19 protein-coding genes are annotated in these 18,545 nt (G+C 68.4%); 4 read left to right on the top strand and 15 right to left on the bottom strand.

The genetic code is table 11. The annotated features are described in order from the left end of the window. Nucleotides 1-25 precede the first annotated feature (25 nt). From KUV38_RS18140 to KUV38_RS18105, 8 genes are read right to left on the bottom strand one after another with little or no spacing between them, the layout of a single operon-like run. Nucleotides 26-1,189, bottom strand: a complete 1,164-nt coding sequence (locus tag KUV38_RS18140) for an NAD(P)/FAD-dependent oxidoreductase (RefSeq protein ID WP_222471593.1) — start codon at nucleotides 1,187-1,189, stop codon at nucleotides 26-28. Nucleotides 1,190-1,241: 52 nt separating this feature from the next. Further along, nucleotides 1,242-1,829, bottom strand: a complete 588-nt coding sequence (locus KUV38_RS18135) for a GNAT family N-acetyltransferase (protein ID WP_222471592.1) — start codon at nucleotides 1,827-1,829, stop codon at nucleotides 1,242-1,244. Next, on the bottom strand, nucleotides 1,829-3,922 hold the full coding sequence (locus KUV38_RS18130; RefSeq protein WP_222471591.1) for a molybdopterin-binding protein: 2,094 nt from the start codon (nucleotides 3,920-3,922) through the stop codon (nucleotides 1,829-1,831). The genes KUV38_RS18135 and KUV38_RS18130 overlap by 1 nt, the downstream gene beginning before the upstream one ends. Then, nucleotides 3,915-4,442 carry a molybdopterin-guanine dinucleotide biosynthesis protein B gene (mobB, locus tag KUV38_RS18125; protein ID WP_222471590.1) on the bottom strand — a complete coding sequence of 176 codons (528 nt, stop codon included), beginning with the start codon at nucleotides 4,440-4,442 and terminating at the stop codon, nucleotides 3,915-3,917. The genes KUV38_RS18130 and mobB overlap by 8 nt, the downstream gene beginning before the upstream one ends. Further along, nucleotides 4,439-5,029 carry a molybdenum cofactor guanylyltransferase MobA gene (gene mobA, locus KUV38_RS18120; protein ID WP_222471589.1) on the bottom strand — a complete coding sequence of 197 codons (591 nt, stop codon included), beginning with the start codon at nucleotides 5,027-5,029 and terminating at the stop codon, nucleotides 4,439-4,441. The genes mobB and mobA overlap by 4 nt, the downstream gene beginning before the upstream one ends. Further along, complete coding sequence (locus KUV38_RS18115; protein ID WP_222471588.1) at nucleotides 5,026-5,493, bottom strand: hypothetical protein; 468 nt, start codon at nucleotides 5,491-5,493, stop codon at nucleotides 5,026-5,028. Before KUV38_RS18115 ends, mobA begins: the two co-directional genes overlap by 4 nt. A 50-nt stretch (nucleotides 5,494-5,543) precedes the next feature. Then, the gene (locus tag KUV38_RS18110) at nucleotides 5,544-6,074 is read right to left on the bottom strand and encodes a hypothetical protein (protein ID WP_222471587.1); all 531 of its coding nucleotides are present in this window, start codon (nucleotides 6,072-6,074) and stop codon (nucleotides 5,544-5,546) included. Next, nucleotides 6,071-6,898 carry a formate dehydrogenase accessory sulfurtransferase FdhD gene (locus KUV38_RS18105; protein ID WP_222471586.1) on the bottom strand — a complete coding sequence of 276 codons (828 nt, stop codon included), beginning with the start codon at nucleotides 6,896-6,898 and terminating at the stop codon, nucleotides 6,071-6,073. The genes KUV38_RS18110 and KUV38_RS18105 overlap by 4 nt, the downstream gene beginning before the upstream one ends. A 45-nt stretch (nucleotides 6,899-6,943) precedes the next feature. On the opposite strand from KUV38_RS18105, the gene KUV38_RS18100 reads away from it, so the two are divergent. Continuing rightward, complete coding sequence (locus KUV38_RS18100; protein WP_222471585.1) at nucleotides 6,944-7,657, top strand: AzlC family ABC transporter permease; 714 nt, start codon at nucleotides 6,944-6,946, stop codon at nucleotides 7,655-7,657. Next, nucleotides 7,654-7,977: an AzlD domain-containing protein gene (locus KUV38_RS18095; protein WP_222471584.1), complete on the top strand. Its 324-nt coding sequence runs from the start codon at nucleotides 7,654-7,656 to the stop codon at nucleotides 7,975-7,977. The genes KUV38_RS18100 and KUV38_RS18095 overlap by 4 nt, the downstream gene beginning before the upstream one ends. Nucleotides 7,978-7,984: 7 nt before the next feature. Here the strand turns inward: KUV38_RS18095 and KUV38_RS18090 are convergent, their stop codons facing one another. The 3 genes from KUV38_RS18090 to KUV38_RS18080 all read right to left on the bottom strand — a co-directional run bounded on the left by KUV38_RS18090 (nucleotide 7,985) and on the right by KUV38_RS18080 (nucleotide 9,475). After that, nucleotides 7,985-8,590 (bottom strand): hypothetical protein, encoded by a 606-nt coding sequence (locus tag KUV38_RS18090; RefSeq protein ID WP_222471583.1) that lies wholly within the window; start codon nucleotides 8,588-8,590, stop codon nucleotides 7,985-7,987. A gap of 51 nt (nucleotides 8,591-8,641) precedes the next feature. Further along, on the bottom strand, nucleotides 8,642-8,776 hold the full coding sequence (locus KUV38_RS18085) for an aa3-type cytochrome c oxidase subunit IV (protein WP_222471582.1): 135 nt from the start codon (nucleotides 8,774-8,776) through the stop codon (nucleotides 8,642-8,644). Between the two features lie 108 nt (nucleotides 8,777-8,884). Next, nucleotides 8,885-9,475 (bottom strand): YqgE/AlgH family protein, encoded by a 591-nt coding sequence (locus tag KUV38_RS18080; protein ID WP_222471581.1) that lies wholly within the window; start codon nucleotides 9,473-9,475, stop codon nucleotides 8,885-8,887. Nucleotides 9,476-9,599: 124 nt separating this feature from the next. Between KUV38_RS18080 and KUV38_RS18075 the strand changes: the two genes are divergently transcribed. Further along, complete coding sequence (locus KUV38_RS18075; protein ID WP_222471580.1) at nucleotides 9,600-10,412, top strand: protein-disulfide reductase DsbD domain-containing protein; 813 nt, start codon at nucleotides 9,600-9,602, stop codon at nucleotides 10,410-10,412. A 134-nt stretch (nucleotides 10,413-10,546) separates the two neighbouring features. Next, complete coding sequence (locus tag KUV38_RS18070; protein WP_222471579.1) at nucleotides 10,547-12,103, top strand: ABC-F family ATP-binding cassette domain-containing protein; 1,557 nt, start codon at nucleotides 10,547-10,549, stop codon at nucleotides 12,101-12,103. A gap of 52 nt (nucleotides 12,104-12,155) precedes the next feature. On the opposite strand, the gene KUV38_RS18065 is transcribed toward KUV38_RS18070, so the two are convergent. The 4 genes from KUV38_RS18065 to KUV38_RS18050 form a co-directional block, all read right to left on the bottom strand. After that, nucleotides 12,156-15,545, bottom strand: coding sequence for an efflux RND transporter permease subunit (locus KUV38_RS18065; protein ID WP_222471578.1), 3,390 nt, complete (start codon nucleotides 15,543-15,545; stop codon nucleotides 12,156-12,158). A 13-nt stretch (nucleotides 15,546-15,558) separates the two neighbouring features. Beyond that, nucleotides 15,559-17,028: an efflux RND transporter periplasmic adaptor subunit gene (locus tag KUV38_RS18060; RefSeq protein WP_222471577.1), complete on the bottom strand. Its 1,470-nt coding sequence runs from the start codon at nucleotides 17,026-17,028 to the stop codon at nucleotides 15,559-15,561. A gap of 150 nt (nucleotides 17,029-17,178) precedes the next feature. After that, nucleotides 17,179-17,709 carry a molybdenum cofactor biosynthesis protein B gene (moaB, locus tag KUV38_RS18055; RefSeq protein ID WP_222471576.1) on the bottom strand — a complete coding sequence of 177 codons (531 nt, stop codon included), beginning with the start codon at nucleotides 17,707-17,709 and terminating at the stop codon, nucleotides 17,179-17,181. Beyond that, on the bottom strand, nucleotides 17,706-18,491 hold the full coding sequence (locus KUV38_RS18050; RefSeq protein ID WP_222471575.1) for a uracil-DNA glycosylase: 786 nt from the start codon (nucleotides 18,489-18,491) through the stop codon (nucleotides 17,706-17,708). Before KUV38_RS18050 ends, moaB begins: the two co-directional genes overlap by 4 nt. Between the last annotated feature and the right edge of the window lie 54 nt (nucleotides 18,492-18,545).

Here is an 18,545-nt window from a genome sequence, read left to right as displayed (position 1 = left end):
TGGGGCCGGACTTGCCCTGCCCCTCCTACAGCCCGGCCACCGCCTGCCCGGCAGCCACGCCGCTGGCCCAAGCCCACTGAAAGTTGTAGCCGCCGAGCCAGCCGGTCACATCCACGGCCTCGCCCACAAAGTATAGGCCCGGCACCTTCTTCGCTTCCATCGTCTTGCTCGAAAGTTCGGCAGTCGAAACGCCCCCTGCCGTAACCTCCGCCTTGGCATAACCCTCGGTGCCGTCAGGCCAGACTTCGAGCGCTTCCAGCAAGCCCGCCGCCCGCTCCAGCTCCCGGTCCGGCGCATTGCCCATCTCCGTCGCAAGTCCGACCCGCTCCGCCAGCGCCTCCGCGAGCCGTGCAGGCAGATGCTCCGAAAGCGCCGCCTTCAGCCCGGCCCTCGGCGCCTTCGCCCGCGCCGCCTTCAGGTGCTCCAGCGCGCCTGGCAGCAGGTTCAACCGTACCGCATCACCCGGCTGCCAGTAACTCGACACCTGCAAGATCGCCGGGCCCGAAAGACCCCGGTGGGTGAACAGCGTGGCCTCTTCGAAGGAAACCCCGTTCACCGTCGCGACCGAAGGCACCGCCACGCCCGCAATGGTGGTGAAGAGACGGTCGCGCTCCGGCAGGGTGAAAGGCACCAGCGCAGGGCGCGGTTCCACAATTTCCAGTCCGAACTGCCGGGCGATCTCATAGGCGCGCCCTGTCGCCCCCATCTTCGGGATCGACGGGCCGCCGGTGGCCACGATCAGCCTCGGCGCGCGCGCGCCGGCGACCTCGAAATACCCGTCCCTGTGCCTCACCGCCGTGCCGCTCACACCCAGCCGGATCTCGACGCCGCCCTTCGTACATTCCGCCTCCAGCATCGCCACGATCTGGCGCGCGGAGCCATCGCAAAAGAGCTGGCCCAGCGTCTTCTCGTGCCACGCGATGCCATAGCGATCCACGAGATCGATGAAATCCCACTGCGTGTAACGGCTCAGCGCGGACTTGGCGAAATGCGGATTCTCCGAGAGGTAACACCCCGGCTCGATCCCGAGGTTGGTAAAGTTGCAGCGCCCGCCACCCGAGATCAGGATCTTCTTGCCGGCCTTCTCGGCATGGTCCAGCAGCAGCACCCGCGCGCCGGCCTGCCCGGCGGTGGCCGCCGCCATCAGCCCCGCGCCGCCTGCGCCCAATATGATCACGTCGAAAGTCATGCGGGCCGTCTAAACCGCCCCGCGCGCTTGCGAAACACCCTACCGTGCGTAGTCATGGCGCACCGTCCACCTGCGCCACCATCGTCACCGCCTGCCGGAAGCCCAGAACCGGGGCGAGCACGCCAGCCCGCACCTCGCCCCGTGCCTCGAAGCCGCAGCGCTCGTACAGCGCCCGCGCCCTGTCGTTGCCGTCCACCACATCGAGGCGCACCTCTCCGCAACCGCGCCGCGCCGCCTCTGCCTTGATCGCTCCGATCAGCGCCGTGCCCACGCCCTTCCCGCGGGCGCGTTCGGCCACGAAGATCCCGTCCATCAGCAACTTCCCGGCCACCAGCTCCCGCTCGAACAGCTCCAGCAGCGGCCCGCGCCACGCTGCACCAAACCAACCGTAATGCCGCGCCATATCGGCGAAGTCCCCAGCCATGAAACCGCCCTCTGGGGTTTTGTAACCGGCAACACCCAGCAGCGCCCCGTTCTCGACCGCGCAAATCGCAAACCCCGGCTGCACGATCTGCTCGATGAACCCCAGCGCCTTGCGCTCGGGCCAAAGGATGCGCCCCAGCTTGCCTCGGAACGCACCCCAGAACAGCCGCGCCACCTCGGCCCTCTGCGCCTCATCGAAGCCAGGCCGGATCTGCATCAGAGGCCGAGCGCGGCATAGGGGATGAACCGCACCGGATCGCCCCGTTTCACCTCAAGCGCCCCGTCCGGCAACTCGACCAGCCCTCCGGCCCAGCTGAGCCCGCTGATCCGCCCCGAGCCCTCGGAGGCGAACACCTCCACGCCCTCCGGCCCCATTCGGGCGCGCAAGTATTCCCGCCGGCCCGGCTTCTTGCGCTTCTCGAACGCCGCCGGCACGGCAAAGCCCTCCGGCTCCAGCCAGTGCCCGCCTGCGAGCACTTCCAGCGCCGGGCGGGCAAAGAGCGCCGCCGTCACCAGCGCCGCCACCGGGTTGCCCGGCAGGCCGAAGAGCGGCACGCCCTGCCAACGGCCCAGCGCCAGCGGGCGGCCAGGTTTGAGCGCGATGCGCCATGCGGTCAGGTCGCCTTCCTCGCGTAGCAGGGCCGAAAGATGGTCTTCATCTCCCGCCGAGGCGCCCCCCGAGGTCAGGATCACATCCACGCCCGCGCCCGTCAGCGCCGCCCGCAGCGCGTCGCGGTCATCGCCCACGCGGCCAAGGTCCACCGCCTCATGCCCCCAGCCCTGCGCCATCGCCAGCAGCATCGGGCGGTTGGCGTCATGGGTCTGATGCACCCCTTCCGCCGCGCCCGGCTCCACGATCTCATCGCCTGTCGAGAGCACGCCCACCCGGAGCCGCCCCGCCGCCTGCACCTCTGCCACGCCCGTGGCCGCGATCAGCGCCACATCTGGCGCACGGAGCCTGTGGCCGGGCTCGAATAGCACATCCTGCGCCGCCACATCCTCTCCGGCCTTGCGGGTGTTGGCACGCGGCTTCGGCATCCGGTCAAAGGCCACGCGCGCGCCGTCCGTCACCACGTCTTCGTCGAGCACCACGGTATCGACGCCTTCTGGCAGGAGCGCCCCGGTCAGGATCCGGAGCGCCTTGCCTGCGGGCACCACCCCGTCAAACGGCGCACCCGCCGCCGCGCGGCCCTCGGCCACCGGCATCTCGATCCGCCCGCCCGCATCCGGCGCGGGCAGCTCGCCGTGGGCAAAGCCCCAACCGTCCACCGCCGCATTCGCGCCCGGTGGGTTGGCCCGCTCCGCCCGCACCTGCGCCGCCACGATCCGGCCCGCCGCCGCGCCCACCGGCACTGTCTCGGTGCCAACCGCCGCGCTAAGCGAAGCCCTGAGCCGCGCCTGCGCCTCCTCCACCGGCACCCAGTCCACGCCCGCAGGCAAAGCAAAGCAGTCGTCCCTCAGCGCGGGCGGCTGCAACCCGCGCAGGGCGGGACTTGTGCTGCCATCCGGCAAAACGCCCAGGATCCATCCCGCTTCCGGCGCCTGCACATCCAGCATCGTTCCCAGCTCTTCCGGCGCCATCGCTGCCAGCCGCTCCGCCACCCGCAGGACCTGCTCGCGGTCGGGGATCTCGTCACGCGTCGCCCTCGGCGGCAGCACCAGTGAGGGCCATATCTCCACCAGCGCCACCGGCGCGCCGTCCAGCGGCTCGAACGGCCAAACCTTCGCCCCCAGCTTCCGCCGCAGCCGGGCCAGCACCGGCAGCCCGGTGAGCACCTGAGAGCCGACCGACCCGGCCCCGCTCATCTGCCAGCAGGTGAAGGCCCCCTTGGCCAGCCGCTCCACCTCCCGCCGCTCCGGGAAGTCGTTGAGATACCTGTCCTTCCGCCTTGGCAGGCCCTCGATATCGCGCTTCAGCCCGTTCCCCCAGAACGGCCCGGCCCCGCCGCCCACGGCCCGGTTCACCTCCCCGGCAAGGTCAAACCGGTTGCTCTCGCCGCCCCGGTCCTCGATCCGCGCCTCGATCCAGTCCCAAAGCGCCAGCGGGTCGTCCTGCCCGCAGACCGCCCTCGCAAACCCCGCCGGGTAGCCGAACGGAAAGTCGAAGCCCGCCATCACCCGCCGGCCCTGCGCCATCTCCTCGGCCAGCAGGCGGCCCAAGGCGTCCTCGGCCACCTCCCGGTTGCGCATATACTCCGCCGTCGCCGCCTCGCCCCGCCGCGCCACACCGATCCAGATCGCATCCTTTCGCCGCTTGGCTCCGGTGTCTGTGCCACCCGACCAATCCACCATGACGAAGGTGTCAAACATCACCGTCCCCGTAGGTCGCGGCTTCCTCGGCCTTCGGCGCAAGCTCGACCTCCCGCAGCACGAAATTCGCAATCCCGCCCGTGTCGTCGAGATCGAACACCGGTACACCAACGTCCACCGCCACGTCGCTGGCCACCGCGACAATCCCGTCATCCTCCAGCGCCAGCAAGCCTGCCCCGGTCGCCGCCCTGTGCGCCTCGATCCGCTTGTGGCGCTCGCGCTTGTAACCCTCCACCAGCACCAGATCGACCGGCCCGAGCTTGGCCAGCAGCGCGTCCAGGTCGGGAGCCGGGCCTTCATGCATCAGCGCCCAGCGCGCACCGCTGGCCACCAACACCTCCCGCGCACCCGCCTTGCGGTGCCGCCAGCTGTCCTTGCCCTCCTGATCGGGGTCGAAGGCATGATGCGCATGTTTGATCGTGCTCACGGTGAACCCGCGCCCGGTGATCTCCGTCACCAGCCGCTCCATCAGCCCGGTCTTGCCGCTGTTTTTCCACCCGACGACGCCGAAAACCCTCACAGCATTAACTCCGCGCGGGCGAGGTCTTCCGGCGTGTTCACGTTGAAGAAGGCGTCCGAAGACCCAAAGACCACCTCACGCCCGTCATGCCGCTCGGTCCATTGCACCACCTTGCGGACTCCATCTCCCAGCGCCGCCTCCAGATCGTCGGCTAGCGCCACCGGCCAGAAGCCGAAGGTCGGCTGCCGCCGCACCCGGCCGGCCTCGCGCACGGCCGCCAGAACGGGTGAGGTTCCGGCCGCCCCGGTCTGCAACCGTTCCACCAGATCGGCCGGAAAGAAGGGTGTATCTGCCGCCACGCTCACAACGTGGTCAGCTCCCTGAGCCTCCGCCCATCGCATTCCCGCCAGCACCCCGGCCAACGGCCCGGCGAAGCCCTCGATCGGGTCGGCAACCACATCCAGCCCGAAGGCATCAAAGCGCGCCGCGTCGCCATTGGCATTGAGGCACATCACCTCGACCTGCGGCGCCAACCGACGGGTAACGCGCGCCAGCAGGCTCACCCCGCCAAGGTCCAGCAGCCCCTTGTCGCCGCCGCCCATCCGCCGGGCTTGTCCGCCCGCAAGGATCACACCCGCAACCTTCATGCCGCCCTCCAGCGCTCCAGCCGCACCCGGAAGTCCTCAGGGCTCACGCCCTCCGGCAGGGCTTTATCCGGCACCATGATCATGCCCCCAGTCATGAAAATGCCCGTCGCGTTCCCGAGGTCGCGAGCTTCATCAACCAGCGCCCAACTGCCCTGCCACCGAACCCGCTGCCCGGTTTGCACAATCCCTTCCGGCCCGATCCGTAATGTATAGCCGCCATCGCCGTCCTGTAACTGAAGTGCCATTTCCAGGTCTCTGCGCCTGCCCCAAACGAACGGGAGCATGCTCAGGCCAGCCCAGAAAACCGCACCCACCCCGAAGAACAGCCCCGCCTCCGGAGGCAGTCCCCAACCGTCGATGTGGATGAGCATCGCGCAAATGCCGATCGTCAGCCCACAGCCGATGAGCATAAAGACCCAAAGCGGCCAGCCTTCCCGGCCTCCAAGGGCAATTGCGCGGCTCATCTCCTCCCTCGAAAGCCTGCAGTGAAATTCCAAGGTCTCCGGCAACGCGCTCATCCCGCGACCCTCCAACGTTCCAGCCGCGCACGAAACTCCGGCCCGCCCATGCCCTCCGGCAAGGCCTCATCCGGCACCGGCATGCTGGTCGCGCCCATCCGGATCGCGGTGCCGCCGGGGATTTCGAGTACCGCGCCAATTCCCGGCCATGTGCTGAAGCTCTGCCCGAGCGCCGAGCGCGAGTCTATTCCATCCGGGCCAAAACGGCTCACCACTTCGCCCGCCTTCTCTGCGGCCTCCTCGTGTGCCGCCAAGATCCCGCGGAGCTGCTGCTTCCATGTGACCTGCCAGAGCGCCAACCCGGCAAGAAACCCGGCGCTGCCGAAGACCATCGCAAGCGCCGGAACCATGCTGTCGAACATGCTCTCTAAAGCCACCACCGCAAAGCCAATGGCAACGCCCACGGCCACCCACATCGGAATCCACCACGCCGGGCGCTGGCCTCGCCCCTTGCCCGCAGCCCCCGCGTTGATAGCCGCCTCAAGTAGCGCGGGAGACACCCGATAGCGGCATTCGATTTCGCTCATTCCGGCCACTCCAGCCGCTCCTCTCCCGACAGGCAGACGAACCGCTCGCCGCGCATCCGGCCCACCAGTGTCAGCCCCACCTGCCGCGCGATCTCCACACCCCAAGCGGTGAACCCCGAGCGGCTGACGAGTGCAGGAATGCCCATCAGCGCGCATTTGATCACCATCTCGCTCGTCAGCCGCCCTGTGGTGTAGAGCAGCTTGTCGCCCGCCGTCGCGCCCTCGCGCAGCATCCAGCCCGCCACCTTATCGACCGCGTTGTGGCGGCCCACGTCCTCCATATAAACGAGCGGGCGCGCGCCCTCGCAGAGCACCGTGCCGTGGATCGCTCCGGCCTCAAGGTAAAGGCTCGGCGTCGTGTTGATCTCCTTCGCAAGCGCATAGAGGTCGGTCACCTTCACCCGCGCGGGCGGCAGGGTAAGGCCTTCCAGTCCCTCCATCATATCGCCAAACACGGTGCCCACCGCGCAGCCGCTGGTGCGCACCTTCTTCGAGAGCTTGGCCTCGTAGTCGGTCTCGCCCGCCGTGCGCACCACCACTACGCCCAATTCTTCGTGGTAATCCACCCGCTCCAGCTCGCCCGCCCGCAACATGCCCTGGTTGGCGAGGAAGCCGACGCCCAACAGCTCCGGATGGTCGCCTATGGTCATCGCGGTCACGATCTCTGTGCGGTTGAGGTAGATCGTGAGCGGCCGCTCCTCGACCACCCGCATCTCCACCTCCCGTCCCTCGTGGTCGCGCCCGACCACGCGGCGGGTCAGCCCCACCGCCTCGATGTCAGGAGCCACCAGGTAATTACTTGACGTGCTCAAGTTTGCTGCCATCCTCTGCTTCACGGGCCTCACACCGGCTCATGCTAGAGGCCCTCAATGCCATCCACCACACCGAAAAAAGCCTATGTCTCCGGCTTCAGCGCCGGGCTGCCCTTCCTGATCGTCGTCATCCCCTTCGGCGCGATCTTCGGCGTGATCGGCATGGAAGCCGGGCTAAACCTTGTCGAGGTGATGGGCTTTTCGGTGCTGGTCATCGCAGGCGGCGCGCAGATCACCGCGCTGCAACTGATGCAGGACAACGCGCCCACTGTGATCGTGCTGGCCACCGCGCTGGCCGTGAACGCCCGGATGGCGATGTATTCCGCCTCCATGGCGCCCCACGTCGGCACCGCGCCGATGTGGCAGAAGGCGCTGATCAGCTACCTGCTGGTCGATCAGAGCTATGCCGCGTCGGTGCTGAAGTATGAAGAAAAGCCCCAGTGGGATGTGGCCACCAAGGTCGCCTACTTCCTCGGCACCATCACCCCCGTCGCGCCGATGTGGTATCTCGGCACGCTGGCCGGGGCACTGGCAGGGCAGGCGATCCCCGAAAGCTGGTCGCTCGATGTGGCGGTTCCGCTGGCCTTTCTAGCCATCGTCGCGCCGGGGCTGCGCACCGTGGCCCATATGGCCGCCGCCTTCACCGCGCTGGTCGCCTCGCTGCTGCTGGCCTGGCTGCCGTTTTCGCTCGGCGTCATCGCTGCCGGGATGCTCGGCATGGTGGCGGGCGCCGAAGTCGAGAAGGCCATCGCACAGAGGGCCCCGCAGTGAACGACTATCCGATCTGGCTGATCATCGCCGTGCTGGCGGTGGGCACCTTCCTGATCCGCTTCAGCTTCATCGGCCTCACCGGCGACCGCCCGCTGCCGCCTGCCCTGCTGCGCTACCTGCGTTACACCCCCTTCGCCGTGCTGCCCGCCCTTGTGGCCCCCATGCTGGCATGGCCCGCCGCAACCGATGGCGTTACCGACCCGGCCCGCCTCCTTGCGGCAGCGGCCACCGTGCTCGTCGGCTGGCGGATGAAATCGCTGCTCTTCGCCGTGCTCGCCGGGCTGGCGGTGTTCTACGGCGCCGTGGCGCTGGGGCTGTGATCCCGCCTCAGCGGTAGAACTCCGGGTTCGGCGTCACGTAGCCGCCCTCTTCCTCCACCGGATCGCGGAAAACCTCGGTCTTCACGCCGGGGATGCGGGCAAAATCCTCCATCACGTTCTTCGGATACCAAGTCTGTTTCACATGCCCGAAGCCGGGGAGCTGCCGCAGGATCGCTGTGGTCGACTTGGCGCATTGCGCCTTGGGCACCGCGCCGTTGTTCTGCACCAGCGCCAGCGCCCGTTGCGCGACCTCGGGGCTGACCCGCACCTCCTGCGTGATCACCCTCCATTCCGGACGCGCGTGGTAGTCGATGTAAAACGCCATGACCCGCGGGTTAGCGCCGATCACCACGTCATTGCGCTCGGGCACCTGTTCGCTCTTGAAGCTCCCGGCCGGGTCCCAGATCACCCGCTCGCTGCCGTTCACGATCAGCCCGGTATGGCCACCGGCCTCGCTCTCGTTGTTGATGACGGTGACAAGGGTGAGCGACGGCGGGGCCGGGTGGCTATAGCGCGCCCGCGCCACCTGATCGTCAGGTGCCCAAACAGGCTCCGCACCGCCGCAGGCCGCCAGAACCAGCGGCAGGACAATCGCCACCCACAGATGCTTCATGAAATCCGGCCTCCCGCCCTGCTACACGCGCAGGGGGAGTTTAGCCGCTCGTCAGCCGTTGACCAGAGCGAGGAAGACCAGGAACACGAGGATCACCACCACCGACTTGGTGACAAAGCTCATGAACCCATCAAAGGTCTTTTCCTGAGCGCTGATGTCCATCTCGCCATGCTTGTGCTCGGCCATGGGTCTCTCCCGAAATTTTGTTTCGATCCCGCCAATAGCGCAAACACCCCGCCGGGGTAAAGATGCGGCGCGCCGGGCGAAACGGCGCAGCCAGTGTTAGGGCGGGGTTCAGGCGTGGCCCGCGTCGCCGCTCAGAAGGCGCGGGTCGACCCCGAGGGAATCGAGCGCCTTGGTCCATTTGTCGGCATTGCCCGTGCCAAAGACGATCTCTGGCGTGGCATCGCAGGTCAGCCAGCCATTGCGGGTGATCTCCCCCTCCAGCTGCCCCGGACCCCAGCCGGAATAGCCCAGCGCCAGAATCGCATCGCGCGGGCCGGTGCCGCGCGCCATGTCTTCCAGGATGTCCACAGTCGCGGTCATGCCAAAACTCGGGCTCACTTCAAGCGTGGCCCCTTCGCTGCGGTAATCAGTCGAGTGCAGCACGAATCCTCGGCCATGCTCCACTGGCCCGCCCACGTAAATGGGGGTGCGGGCGCGGCTCGGGGCCAGCTCGATGCCGCTGGCGATGTCGAGCTGTTTCAGCAGGTCCTGAAAGGTCAGGTCTTCGGTGGTGCGGTTCACAATCAGGCCCATCGCCGCCTCGTCGGAATAGGCGCAGATGTAAATCACCGCCCGCTCGAATCGCGGATCGCCCATGCCGGGCATGGCAATCAGCAGCTTGCCGGTCAGGTCCAAATCTTCAGTCGGTGCATCGGGCATGGTGCCATGATGGAATGCGCCGCGGCGCGGCGCAAGCCGCCCGTGCGGCCCATCCGCCACGCTCCGCCCGCTCTCGCCCAAACGTGATTTCACCGGAGCGGCGCCCCGCCTATTCTCCGCGCTCATGAAAACCCTCCTTGCCGTCGCTCTCGCGCTTGCCGCCCTCCTCGCCCCCGCCCACGCTGGCACCTTTGGTGCCACGCCGGGCGAGGTCGTGCGCGCCGAGGTGCTGCCCGGCTGGACCACCAAGCGCGGCACCCGCATGGCCGCTCTCCGCCTGACCCTTGCCCCGGGGTGGAAGACCTACTGGCGCGCGCCCGGCGAAACCGGCATCCCGCCCAGCTTCGATTGGGGCGCTTCCCGCAACCTCGCCCGCGTCACCCTGCACTGGCCCTCGCCGCGGGTGTTTGATGAAGGCGGCGTGCGCACCATCGGCTACAAGCGTGAGCTGGTGCTGCCGATCGAGATCACCCCCGCCAGGCCCGGCGCGCCGGTAGAACTGGCCGCCAAAGTCGAGCTTGGGGTCTGCGAACATATCTGCGTGCCCGCCTCGCTCGCCTTCAGTGCCACCCTCTCCGGCGCGGGCCGCCCCGACCCGGCGATCGAGGCAGCGCTCTCAGCCCGCCCGCTTTCGGCTCGCGAGGCCGGTCTGTCGGGCGTCACCTGCGCGGTTGACCCCATCTCCGATGGCGTCCGCGTCACCGCCCGCATCCCCTCGCAGCGCATCGGCGGGCGCACCGTGGCCGTGATCGAGCCGGGCAATCCGCGCATCTGGGCCTCCGAAACAGAGACCCGCCGTGAAGGCCCCACCCTGCTGGCCTCCGCCGACCTTGTGCCCCCCACCGGGCAGGCGATGGCGCTCTCGCGCAAGACCCTACGGGTGACGCTTCTGGGCGAGGGCCGCGCCATCGATATTCAAGGCTGCCCCAGCCCGTAGGCTGAGCAATCTGCCCCCCTTTCCTTGACCGAAAGGCCAAGGCCCCTTACTTCTCTGCCATCCAACGGAGACCCGAGTCATGAGCAATACCCTCGCAGCCATCGCCCTTCCCGCGCTTTGCTCCGAGGTCTCTCATGCCCGCCATCTCCCTCTCCGCCGTCCCGCTCACCGCACCTGACGGCACCGCCCTTACCCCGCCCCTAACCCTGAGCTTCGGCTCCGAACGCACCGGCCTTGTCGGGCCGAACGGCGCGGGCAAAAGCACCCTGCTGGCCCTGCTTGCCTCCGGCACGCCCGCCGCCGGCCAGATCGACCGCCAGGCGACAGCCGGCCAGCTGCTGCAAAGCTGGCCTGACCTCTCCCAGCCGGTCGCTGCCGCCCTCGGGCAAGCCGAACCGCTCGCCCGCCTTGCCCGGATCGAGGCCGGCACGCCCGCACCCGACGATCTCGACCACGCCGACTGGCACCTGCCCGCCCGGATTGAAGATGCCCTCTCCCGCGCGGGCCTGCCCAAGCTCGATCCCTCTCGCGCCCTCGCGACCCTCTCCGGTGGCCAGCGCACCCGCATCGGCCTCGCCCGGCTGCTGCTCGACGCGCCCGACATCCTGCTGATGGACGAGCCGACCAACAACCTCGACGCTGAAGGCCGCGCACTGGTGACCGAAATCATCGCCACATGGCCCGGCGGCGTTGTGGTGGCGAGCCACGACCGGACGCTGCTGGAGTGGATGGACCGGGTCGTCGAGATCACACCGCAGGGCATCCACGTCACCGGCGGCGGCTGGCAGGCTCACCTCGCCGAGCGCGATGCCCGCCGCAACCGCGAAGCCGAGGCGCTGGACCGCGCCAAGCGGGAGGAAGCCCGCGTCTCCCGCGAGCTTCAGGCCGCACGCGAGAAGGCGGCACAACGGGCGCAGGCCGGCAAAAAGCTGCGCGCCTCCGGCTCTCAGCCCAAGGTGCTCACCGATGCGATGGCTGACCGCGCGGGCCGGACCCAAGGCGCCGACCGCCGCCGCGCCGAGCGGCTCGAAGCCGCCGCACAGGCCGCACGGGAGGCCGCCGCAGCCCACGTCAGCCCCGCTCGCGCCCTCTCCATCGAGGCCGAGGCAACGCGCGGTGGGGCCACCGTGCTGCGGCTCGAGGCGCTCACAATCACGCGGGGCGATTTCCTTCTCGGCCCGATCACCGCGCATCTCGCCGCAGGCGAGCGCGTGGCGCTCACCGGACCGAACGGCGCAGGCAAGAGCACGCTGATCGCCGCCCTGCGCGGGCGGATGCAACCGGCATCCGGCCGCCTCACAGTAACCCCCGCCACCGCCACGCTCGACCAGCACGCGGGCGATCTCGACCCCGCCCGCAGCCTGCTGGCCAACCTACGCAACCTGCATCCTGAAATGGAAACCAACGCCGCGCACGCGCTACTCGCCCGCTACGGCTTTCGCGGCGCGACATCAGAAACCCCGGTCGCCCGCCTCTCCGGCGGCGAGAAGCTTCGCGCCGCGCTCGCCGTAACCCTTGGAGGCACCCCGCCCGCCCTGCTGCTGTTGGACGAGCCGACCAACCACCTCGATATAGAAACCGTGGAACTGCTCGAAGAGGCCCTGCGCGGCTATACCGGCGCCCTGCTGGTGGCGAGCCACGATACGGCTTTCATCGCAAACATCGGCCTGAAGAGAGAGATCACACTGTAGGTCGGGACTTGTCCTGACTCATCGCCATCTCACATCGGCGAAAAACAGCCCCTCACGCCGCCCTGCGACCCACGGCCAGCAGGGCCAGCGCCCCTAGTGCAAAGCCCAGCACCACCAGCGCCAGCGCACCGGCCAAAAACAGCCCCAAGGCCGCCGAAAGCCCGGTCGCCGGCACCAGCACCGCCAGCCCCGGCCAGACCGCACCTGTCGCCACCGTCCAGCCCAGCGTCGCGGCAAACCACGCCGCCACGGCCAGCGCCACCAGCGCCACCACGCCCGACACGCCCCGCGCGCCGCCCCTGAACTGCCCGGCCCGGCGCAGCGCCTGAAACTGCCGCCGCACGTCCTGCTGCATCGCCAGCAGCGAGGGCACCACCAGCAGCACCAGCACCATGCCAAAGCCGAGGCCGAAGACCAGCGTCACCACCGTCGGCTTCAGGAACTGCGCCTGGCTCGACGGCTCGTACAGCAGCGGCGCGAGGCCGATCACCGTGGTCAGCGTGGTCAGCAGCACCGGACGCAGCCGGTCGCAAGCGCCGTCGATGATCGCCGGAAACAACCCGCGCTCTCGGCTGTATTCATCCACCGTCGTCACCAGCACGATGGAATCGTTGATGATGATCCCCGACATCCCGATCAGCCCGACGACCGAGAACATGCTCAGCGGCAACTGCCAGATCTGGTGCCCCCAGATCGCCCCGATCAGGCCAAAGGGGATGACCGCCATGATCAGCATGGGCCGCGTCCAGCTGGAGAAGATCCACGCCAGCACAAGGTAGATCCCGATCATGCAGGCCCCGAAGCCCAGAAGCGCGTCGGAGAGAAACTCGTTCTCCTGCTCGGCCAGCCCGCTCATCTGGGTCGCCACGCCGAACTCCTCCTCCAGCCCCGGCAGGATCACCTCCTGCACCTGAAGCATGATCTCCGAGGCCCGTGCGGCATTTCCGTCGTCCAGATCGCCGGTAACAGAGACGAGCCGGATGCCGTTCTCGCGGTCGATGGTCGAGAAGCCGGTCTGGCGGCTCACCCTCACGATATCGGCCAGCGGCACATAGGCGCCCTCCGGTGTGCGCATCATCGTGCGGTCGAGGAAATCTGCGGTCAGTTCCCGATCCGGCAGTTCCACCCGGATCGCCGCGCTCCTCGGGCCGTCCGGGTAGGTGGCCGCCTCTATGCCGCCCAGCCGGTTACGCAGGACCGAGCCCAACGCGTCGATCGAGAAGCCCAGCTCCTGCCCCTGCGGCGTGAGGTCGAGGATCAGCTCTTCCTTGTCATAACTCAGCGTGTCTTCCAGCGCGGAGACTTCGCCGAATTGCGCCAGCTGCCGCTTCAGCGCCTCCGCGGCTTCTTTCAAGCGACCCACGGAGGCGCCCGAGAGCTGCACGTCAATCGCATCGCCGCCCGGACCGCCGCGCCAGCCGCGAAAGCTGATGACTTCCGAGAGCGGGTGCCGCTCCACGCTGTCTTGCAACTCGGTCACGAAGGTCGAGCTGGAATAGGGCCGCAGGTCGGGGTCGATCAGCTCGATGGCGATGGAGCCGAGCAGGTCTTCATCCTTGTTGTCCACGCCGCTCAGGCCGCGCCCGGTGTTGCCGCCGATCTCTGCCACCGCATAGGCCACCGGGTTGCGCCCGTATTCGGCCTCGTACTTCTCGCCCAGGCTCTCCACGGCGGCCTGAAACATCCGCATCTGCGCAATGGTGTCAGCCCGGTCTGCGCCCGGCGCCATGGCAAAGTTGCCCTCCACCCGGCCTTCCTCGGGCGCGGAGAAGAACCGCCATTGCACGTTGCCACGCACCAGTTCGCCCACCTGCACCGCAAGCAGAACCACCACCGCCGCCAGCACCGGATACCGCGCCCAGACCACGCCCCGCATCAGCCCGCGGAAGAGATGGTCGCGCACCCATGAGAACCCTTTGTTGAACTGCCGCGACGGCCAATCATACCACGCTGCCTTCTTCTGGTTGGCGGCAATGGCATGGGCCATGTGATTGGGCAGGATCACGAAGCACTCGACCAGCGAGGCGATGAGCACGGTGATGACCGTAAAGGGAATATCGGCAATCATCTCGCCGAACCGCCCCTCGATCACCGTGAGCCCGGCAAAGGCGATCACGGTGGTGATCGTGGCGCTGAACACGGGGCCGAACATGCGGATCGCCGCGTTCTCCGAGGCCTGAAACGGCCCTTCCCCCAGCCTTCGCGCCCTGAAGTCGGCATGCTCACCCACCACGATGGCGTCGTCCACCACGATCCCAAGGGTGATCAGCAGAGCGAACAGCGAGATCATGTTCAGCGTCAGCCCGGCTGCCCACATGATCGCGATGGCCGCGAACATCGAGACCGGGATGCCCATCGCCACCCAGAAGGCCGTGCGCGCATTTAGGAACAGGAACAGCAGGCCCAGTACCAGCGCGAGGCCCATCAACCCGTTCTCGATCAGAATGTTCAGCCGCCCCTCGATCGCCTCGCTGCGGGTGCGGATCAGGTCAATCTCCACGCCCGCCGGCAAGGTTCGCTCCAGCTCGGCGGCAACCTCCTCCACCGTGGCCTGAATCCGGATCGCATCGCCCTGCACCGAGCGGTCGACCCGTACGCTCACCGCCGGGTTGGGGCCCACGTAATAGGTGCGCTCCCGGTCCACCCCCTCGACCCTGATCTGCGCCACGTCACCGATGGTCAGGTCGGGCTTCAGGACAATTCCGGCAATCTGGTCGGGGCTTCGCTTGGCCACGCCCGTGCGCACCCGCGCCGCGCCGCCGCTCACATCGCCCGCCGGGTCGGCCTCGGCCTCGGCGGCGATGGCATCGGCGATCTCGCGCATGGTGATATCGTTGTTGATCAATTGTGCCGAGGGCACCTCGATGATCACCTCCGGCGCCGCCACGCCCCTGAGGGTGGTGCGCGTCACCCCGGCCTCGAAGAGCCGGGCCACGAACTCGTCGGCATAGCGCGCAAGCAGCTCCACGCCGACCGGGCCGGTGATGATCACATCGGTCACCCGGTCGCGCCACGCCGAGCGGGTGACAACCGGGTCGTCGGCCTCTTCGGGCAGGTTGGTCACCGCATCCACGGCCTGCTGCACGTCTTCGGCCGCGCGCGCCATGTCGTAATTGGCCTCGAACTCCAGCCGGATGCTCGCCCCGCCCTCGCGCGAGGTGCTGTCGCTCTCCTCCACCCCGTCCACGGCCAGCAGCGCGGGCTCCAGCACGGCGACGATCCCGCTGTCCACATCCTCCGCGCCCGCGCCGTCCCATGTGACACTCACGCGCACCGAGTCGAGCACGATATCGGGGAAGAACTGCGCCCGCATCCGCGGGAAGGCGGCAATGCCCGCCGCGATCATCAGCACCAGCACGAGGTTCGCCGCCGTCCTGTGGCGGGTGAAGTAGCTCAAAAAGCCTGTGGCGCGGGCCGGGGTGCTGAGCTTGCTGCGTGCCATTGCCTGCCTCCCCCTACCCGCCCATCCGGCTTTCGATCCGCTCCACCGTCTCCGCCGGAACGCGATCCTGCGAAAGCTGGGCAAGCACGCGCTCCTTGGCCTCGGCGGGCATCCGGTTGTTGCCCTCGATGAAGGCGATGAGTTTGGCGCGGCGCTCAGGGCTCAGCTCCACCAGTTCCTCGCGGGTCGGCTCGGCGGGGGCAGGGGCCGGGGCGGCATCGCCCAGCGCGCGGGCACGAATGCCGGGGCCCACCAACGGGCTGCGCTCGGCCACGATCAGGGCACCCGCATGGCCTTCGGCCCGGATGATGATCTCATCGCCCTGCCGCCGCAGCACTTCCACCTGCGCCAGTTCCAGCCGCTCCTCGGCGTTCAGCACCAGCACGGTGCCCGCGGCATCCACCGCCGTGGCAGGCACCACGGCCACGCCTTCCAACGCTGGCTCCTCGATGCTGACGGTCACAAAATCGCCGGGCCGGAAGCCCGCACTCTCAGTCAGATCGGCATAAATCACCCGGCCCGTCTGGCCCTCGCCCACCGCGCCGCTCACCCGGTCCAGCCGCCCCTCGGCCACGAGGTCGAGGCCCGAAACGTCGAGCCGCACCTGCATCGCCGCCGGAATCAGCCGCCCGTCCTCGCCCAGCAGCCGGGCATATTGCGCCGTGCTCAGCCGAAAGGAGACCTCAAGCGCATCTGGGTCGATCAGCGAGGCCATCAGTTCGTTGGCCGCCACCAGCCCGCCCTCGACCACCGCCACATCGGCCAGCGTGCCGCTGAAACTTGCGCGAATTTCATGGTCGGCAAGGTCGCGCTCGGCATTGGCCAGCGCGATAGTGGCCCGGCTCACCCCGTTGCGGCCCACATCCACCCGGCTCTGCGCCGAGGCCACCGCCTGCCGCTTGCTGAGCACCGCCTGATCGGCTGAGGCGGCGGCCAGTTGCGCCTCTTCCACCGCCGCGGCAGAGCCGACGCCGCGCTCGCGCAGGCTCTCTTGCCGCACCAGCGCCTGCGCGCGCAGGTCGGCCTGCCGCTCGGCGGCGGCCTGATCGTCGCGCGCCAGCACCAACGCCCGCTCTGCATCGGCCAGCTCGGCCTCCGCCTCGGCCACATCGGTGCGGGCGTTCTCCAGCGCGGCTTCGGCGTTTACCGGGTCGATCCGCGCCAAGAGCTCGCCCGCCTCCACGCTGCCGCCCTCGGTGAAGGCCTCGGAAAGCTCCACGATCCGCCCGCCCACGGCCGCGCGAATATCGAGCGTGCGCTCACTGAGCACCTCGCCGAAGGCAGTCATCACCGGCACGGCGCGACCCGGCTCCAGCACCACCACGTTAACGCCCGCCACCCGCTCCCGCGCGGGCCGCGACCCGGCTTCGCGGTTCATCCGCTCTTCGACCGCCCCCCAAAAGCTCGCCCCCGCCACGGCCAGAAGCCCCAGCGTGACCGACAAAAGGAACAGCCCCACGAGGGAGCGACGCAGAAAATTCATCCGGACTCTCGGTTGTTACAGGCCGCGTAAACCCTAGCCCTGACCCGAAATCAGGCAAAGCCACAAGGATGTTACGCAGCCCCTTGCGGTTTCCGTCACTTTATTTTCGCCCATTGCGCAAAAAATGTGACAGCCGCAGCCAATCCGCCCCTACTTCCGCCGCAGGTGCTCATCGAGCCGAGGCATGATCTCGACGAAGTTGCAAGGCTTGTGGCGGTAGTCGAGCTGCTTTGAGAGGATCTCGTCCCACGCGTCCTTGCAGGCGCCGGGAGAGCCGGGCAGGGCAAAGAGATATGTGCCCATCGCCACGCCCCCGGTGGCCCGTGACTGCACCGCGCTGGTGCCAATCTTGGCCATCGAGACATGGGTGAAGACCGTGCCGAAGGCATCGATCTCCTTTTCGTACACGTCCCGGTGCGCCTCTACCGTTACGTCTCGGCCGGTCAGCCCGGTCCCGCCGGTCGAGATCACCACGTCAATCGCTGCATCTTCGCACCACGCCCGGAGTTGTGCCGCGATCTCCGCCCGCTCGTCCGGCAAAATCTTCCGGTCGGCCAGTACATGCCCCGCCGCCTCGATGCGGGCCGCCAGCACGTCACCCGAGCGGTCCTCCGCAAGGCTGCGGCTGTCGCTCACTGTCAGCACCGCGATCCGAACGGGGATGAACTCTCTCTCGCTCATGGTGTCTCCAGCCGCGCCTTTACCGTCAGCAAATCGGCCCATGCGTGGCGCTTCATCTCTGCCCGCCGCAGCAGGAAGGAGGGGTGGAACATCGGCATCACCGGAACGCCCGCAAACTCGTGCCAATTGCCACGGAGCCGGGTGATCCCCCGCTTGCCGAGGAGCGAGCCACAGGCGGGGTTACCCATCAGCACGATCAGCTCCGGCGCGGCCAGCTCGATGTGGCGCTCCACGAAGGGGCGCATCATCGCCAGCTCTTCGGGCTCCGGGTCGCGGTTCTGCGGCGGGCGCCACGGCACCACGTTGGTGATGTAGAGCGCCGCTGCCGCGTCCTCGGCATCGCGCGCCAGCCCGATGGCAGCAAACATCCTGTCCAGCAACTGGCCGGAGCGCCCGACGAAGGGCTTGCCCTGCGCATCTTCTTCCGCGCCCGGGCCCTCGCCGATCACCATCACCCGCGCCTCGGGGCGGCCATCGGCAAAAACGAAATTCCGCGCGCCGCGCTTCAACTCGCAGTGGGGGAAGGCCTCCTGCGCCGCCGCCAGCGCCTCAAGGCTCCCGGCTGCTGCTGCCATCGCCCGCGCTTCGGCGACCACATCGACCTCGGGCACCACCACCGGCGCGTGAGGCTCGGGCTTCGCCGCCGCTGCGGGGGCCGCCTTCGGCTCCGGCTTTACCTCGAAACGGTCCACCGGCGCTTCGCCAATGGCATCCACCGCGCCCAGCTCCACCTGCCAGGCCAGCGCCGCGAGCATCGCCTCTCTGCTGAATTCCCCGTCCATGCCGCAGGCTTACCCCATGTTGCCGCCCCACGCGAGCCTGCTATAGATGGGCGC

It is taken from the genome of Vannielia litorea (genome assembly GCF_019801175.1).
GTDB classification, from domain to species: domain Bacteria; phylum Pseudomonadota; class Alphaproteobacteria; order Rhodobacterales; family Rhodobacteraceae; genus Vannielia; species Vannielia litorea_B.
The sequence above is the reverse complement of the archived record's forward strand: the minus strand, read 5'-3'. Positions and strand labels throughout refer to the sequence as shown.

What these genes read in the sequence shown, in the direction of transcription:
- moaB (WP_222471576.1), bottom strand. Translation starts at nt 17,709, where the DNA reads ATGAGCGAGAGAGAGTTCATCCCCGTTCGGATCGCGGTGCTGACAGTG.
- KUV38_RS18070 (WP_222471579.1), top strand. Translation starts at nt 10,547, where the DNA reads ATGCCCGCCATCTCCCTCTCCGCCGTCCCGCTCACCGCACCTGACGGC.
- KUV38_RS18130 (WP_222471591.1), bottom strand. Translation starts at nt 3,922, where the DNA reads ATGTTTGACACCTTCGTCATGGTGGATTGGTCGGGTGGCACAGACACC.
- KUV38_RS18105 (WP_222471586.1), bottom strand. Translation starts at nt 6,898, where the DNA reads ATGGCAGCAAACTTGAGCACGTCAAGTAATTACCTGGTGGCTCCTGAC.
- KUV38_RS18115 (WP_222471588.1), bottom strand. Translation starts at nt 5,493, where the DNA reads ATGAGCCGCGCAATTGCCCTTGGAGGCCGGGAAGGCTGGCCGCTTTGG.
- KUV38_RS18140 (WP_222471593.1), bottom strand. Translation starts at nt 1,189, where the DNA reads ATGACTTTCGACGTGATCATATTGGGCGCAGGCGGCGCGGGGCTGATG.
- KUV38_RS18075 (WP_222471580.1), top strand. Translation starts at nt 9,600, where the DNA reads ATGAAAACCCTCCTTGCCGTCGCTCTCGCGCTTGCCGCCCTCCTCGCC.
- KUV38_RS18050 (WP_222471575.1), bottom strand. Translation starts at nt 18,491, where the DNA reads ATGGACGGGGAATTCAGCAGAGAGGCGATGCTCGCGGCGCTGGCCTGG.
- KUV38_RS18060 (WP_222471577.1), bottom strand. Translation starts at nt 17,028, where the DNA reads ATGAATTTTCTGCGTCGCTCCCTCGTGGGGCTGTTCCTTTTGTCGGTC.
- KUV38_RS18080 (WP_222471581.1), bottom strand. Translation starts at nt 9,475, where the DNA reads ATGCCCGATGCACCGACTGAAGATTTGGACCTGACCGGCAAGCTGCTG.
- KUV38_RS18135 (WP_222471592.1), bottom strand. Translation starts at nt 1,829, where the DNA reads ATGCAGATCCGGCCTGGCTTCGATGAGGCGCAGAGGGCCGAGGTGGCG.
- KUV38_RS18110 (WP_222471587.1), bottom strand. Translation starts at nt 6,074, where the DNA reads ATGAGCGAAATCGAATGCCGCTATCGGGTGTCTCCCGCGCTACTTGAG.
- KUV38_RS18085 (WP_222471582.1), bottom strand. Translation starts at nt 8,776, where the DNA reads ATGGCCGAGCACAAGCATGGCGAGATGGACATCAGCGCTCAGGAAAAG.
- KUV38_RS18090 (WP_222471583.1), bottom strand. Translation starts at nt 8,590, where the DNA reads ATGAAGCATCTGTGGGTGGCGATTGTCCTGCCGCTGGTTCTGGCGGCC.
- mobA (WP_222471589.1), bottom strand. Translation starts at nt 5,029, where the DNA reads ATGAAGGTTGCGGGTGTGATCCTTGCGGGCGGACAAGCCCGGCGGATG.
- KUV38_RS18100 (WP_222471585.1), top strand. Translation starts at nt 6,944, where the DNA reads ATGCCATCCACCACACCGAAAAAAGCCTATGTCTCCGGCTTCAGCGCC.
- KUV38_RS18065 (WP_222471578.1), bottom strand. Translation starts at nt 15,545, where the DNA reads ATGGCACGCAGCAAGCTCAGCACCCCGGCCCGCGCCACAGGCTTTTTG.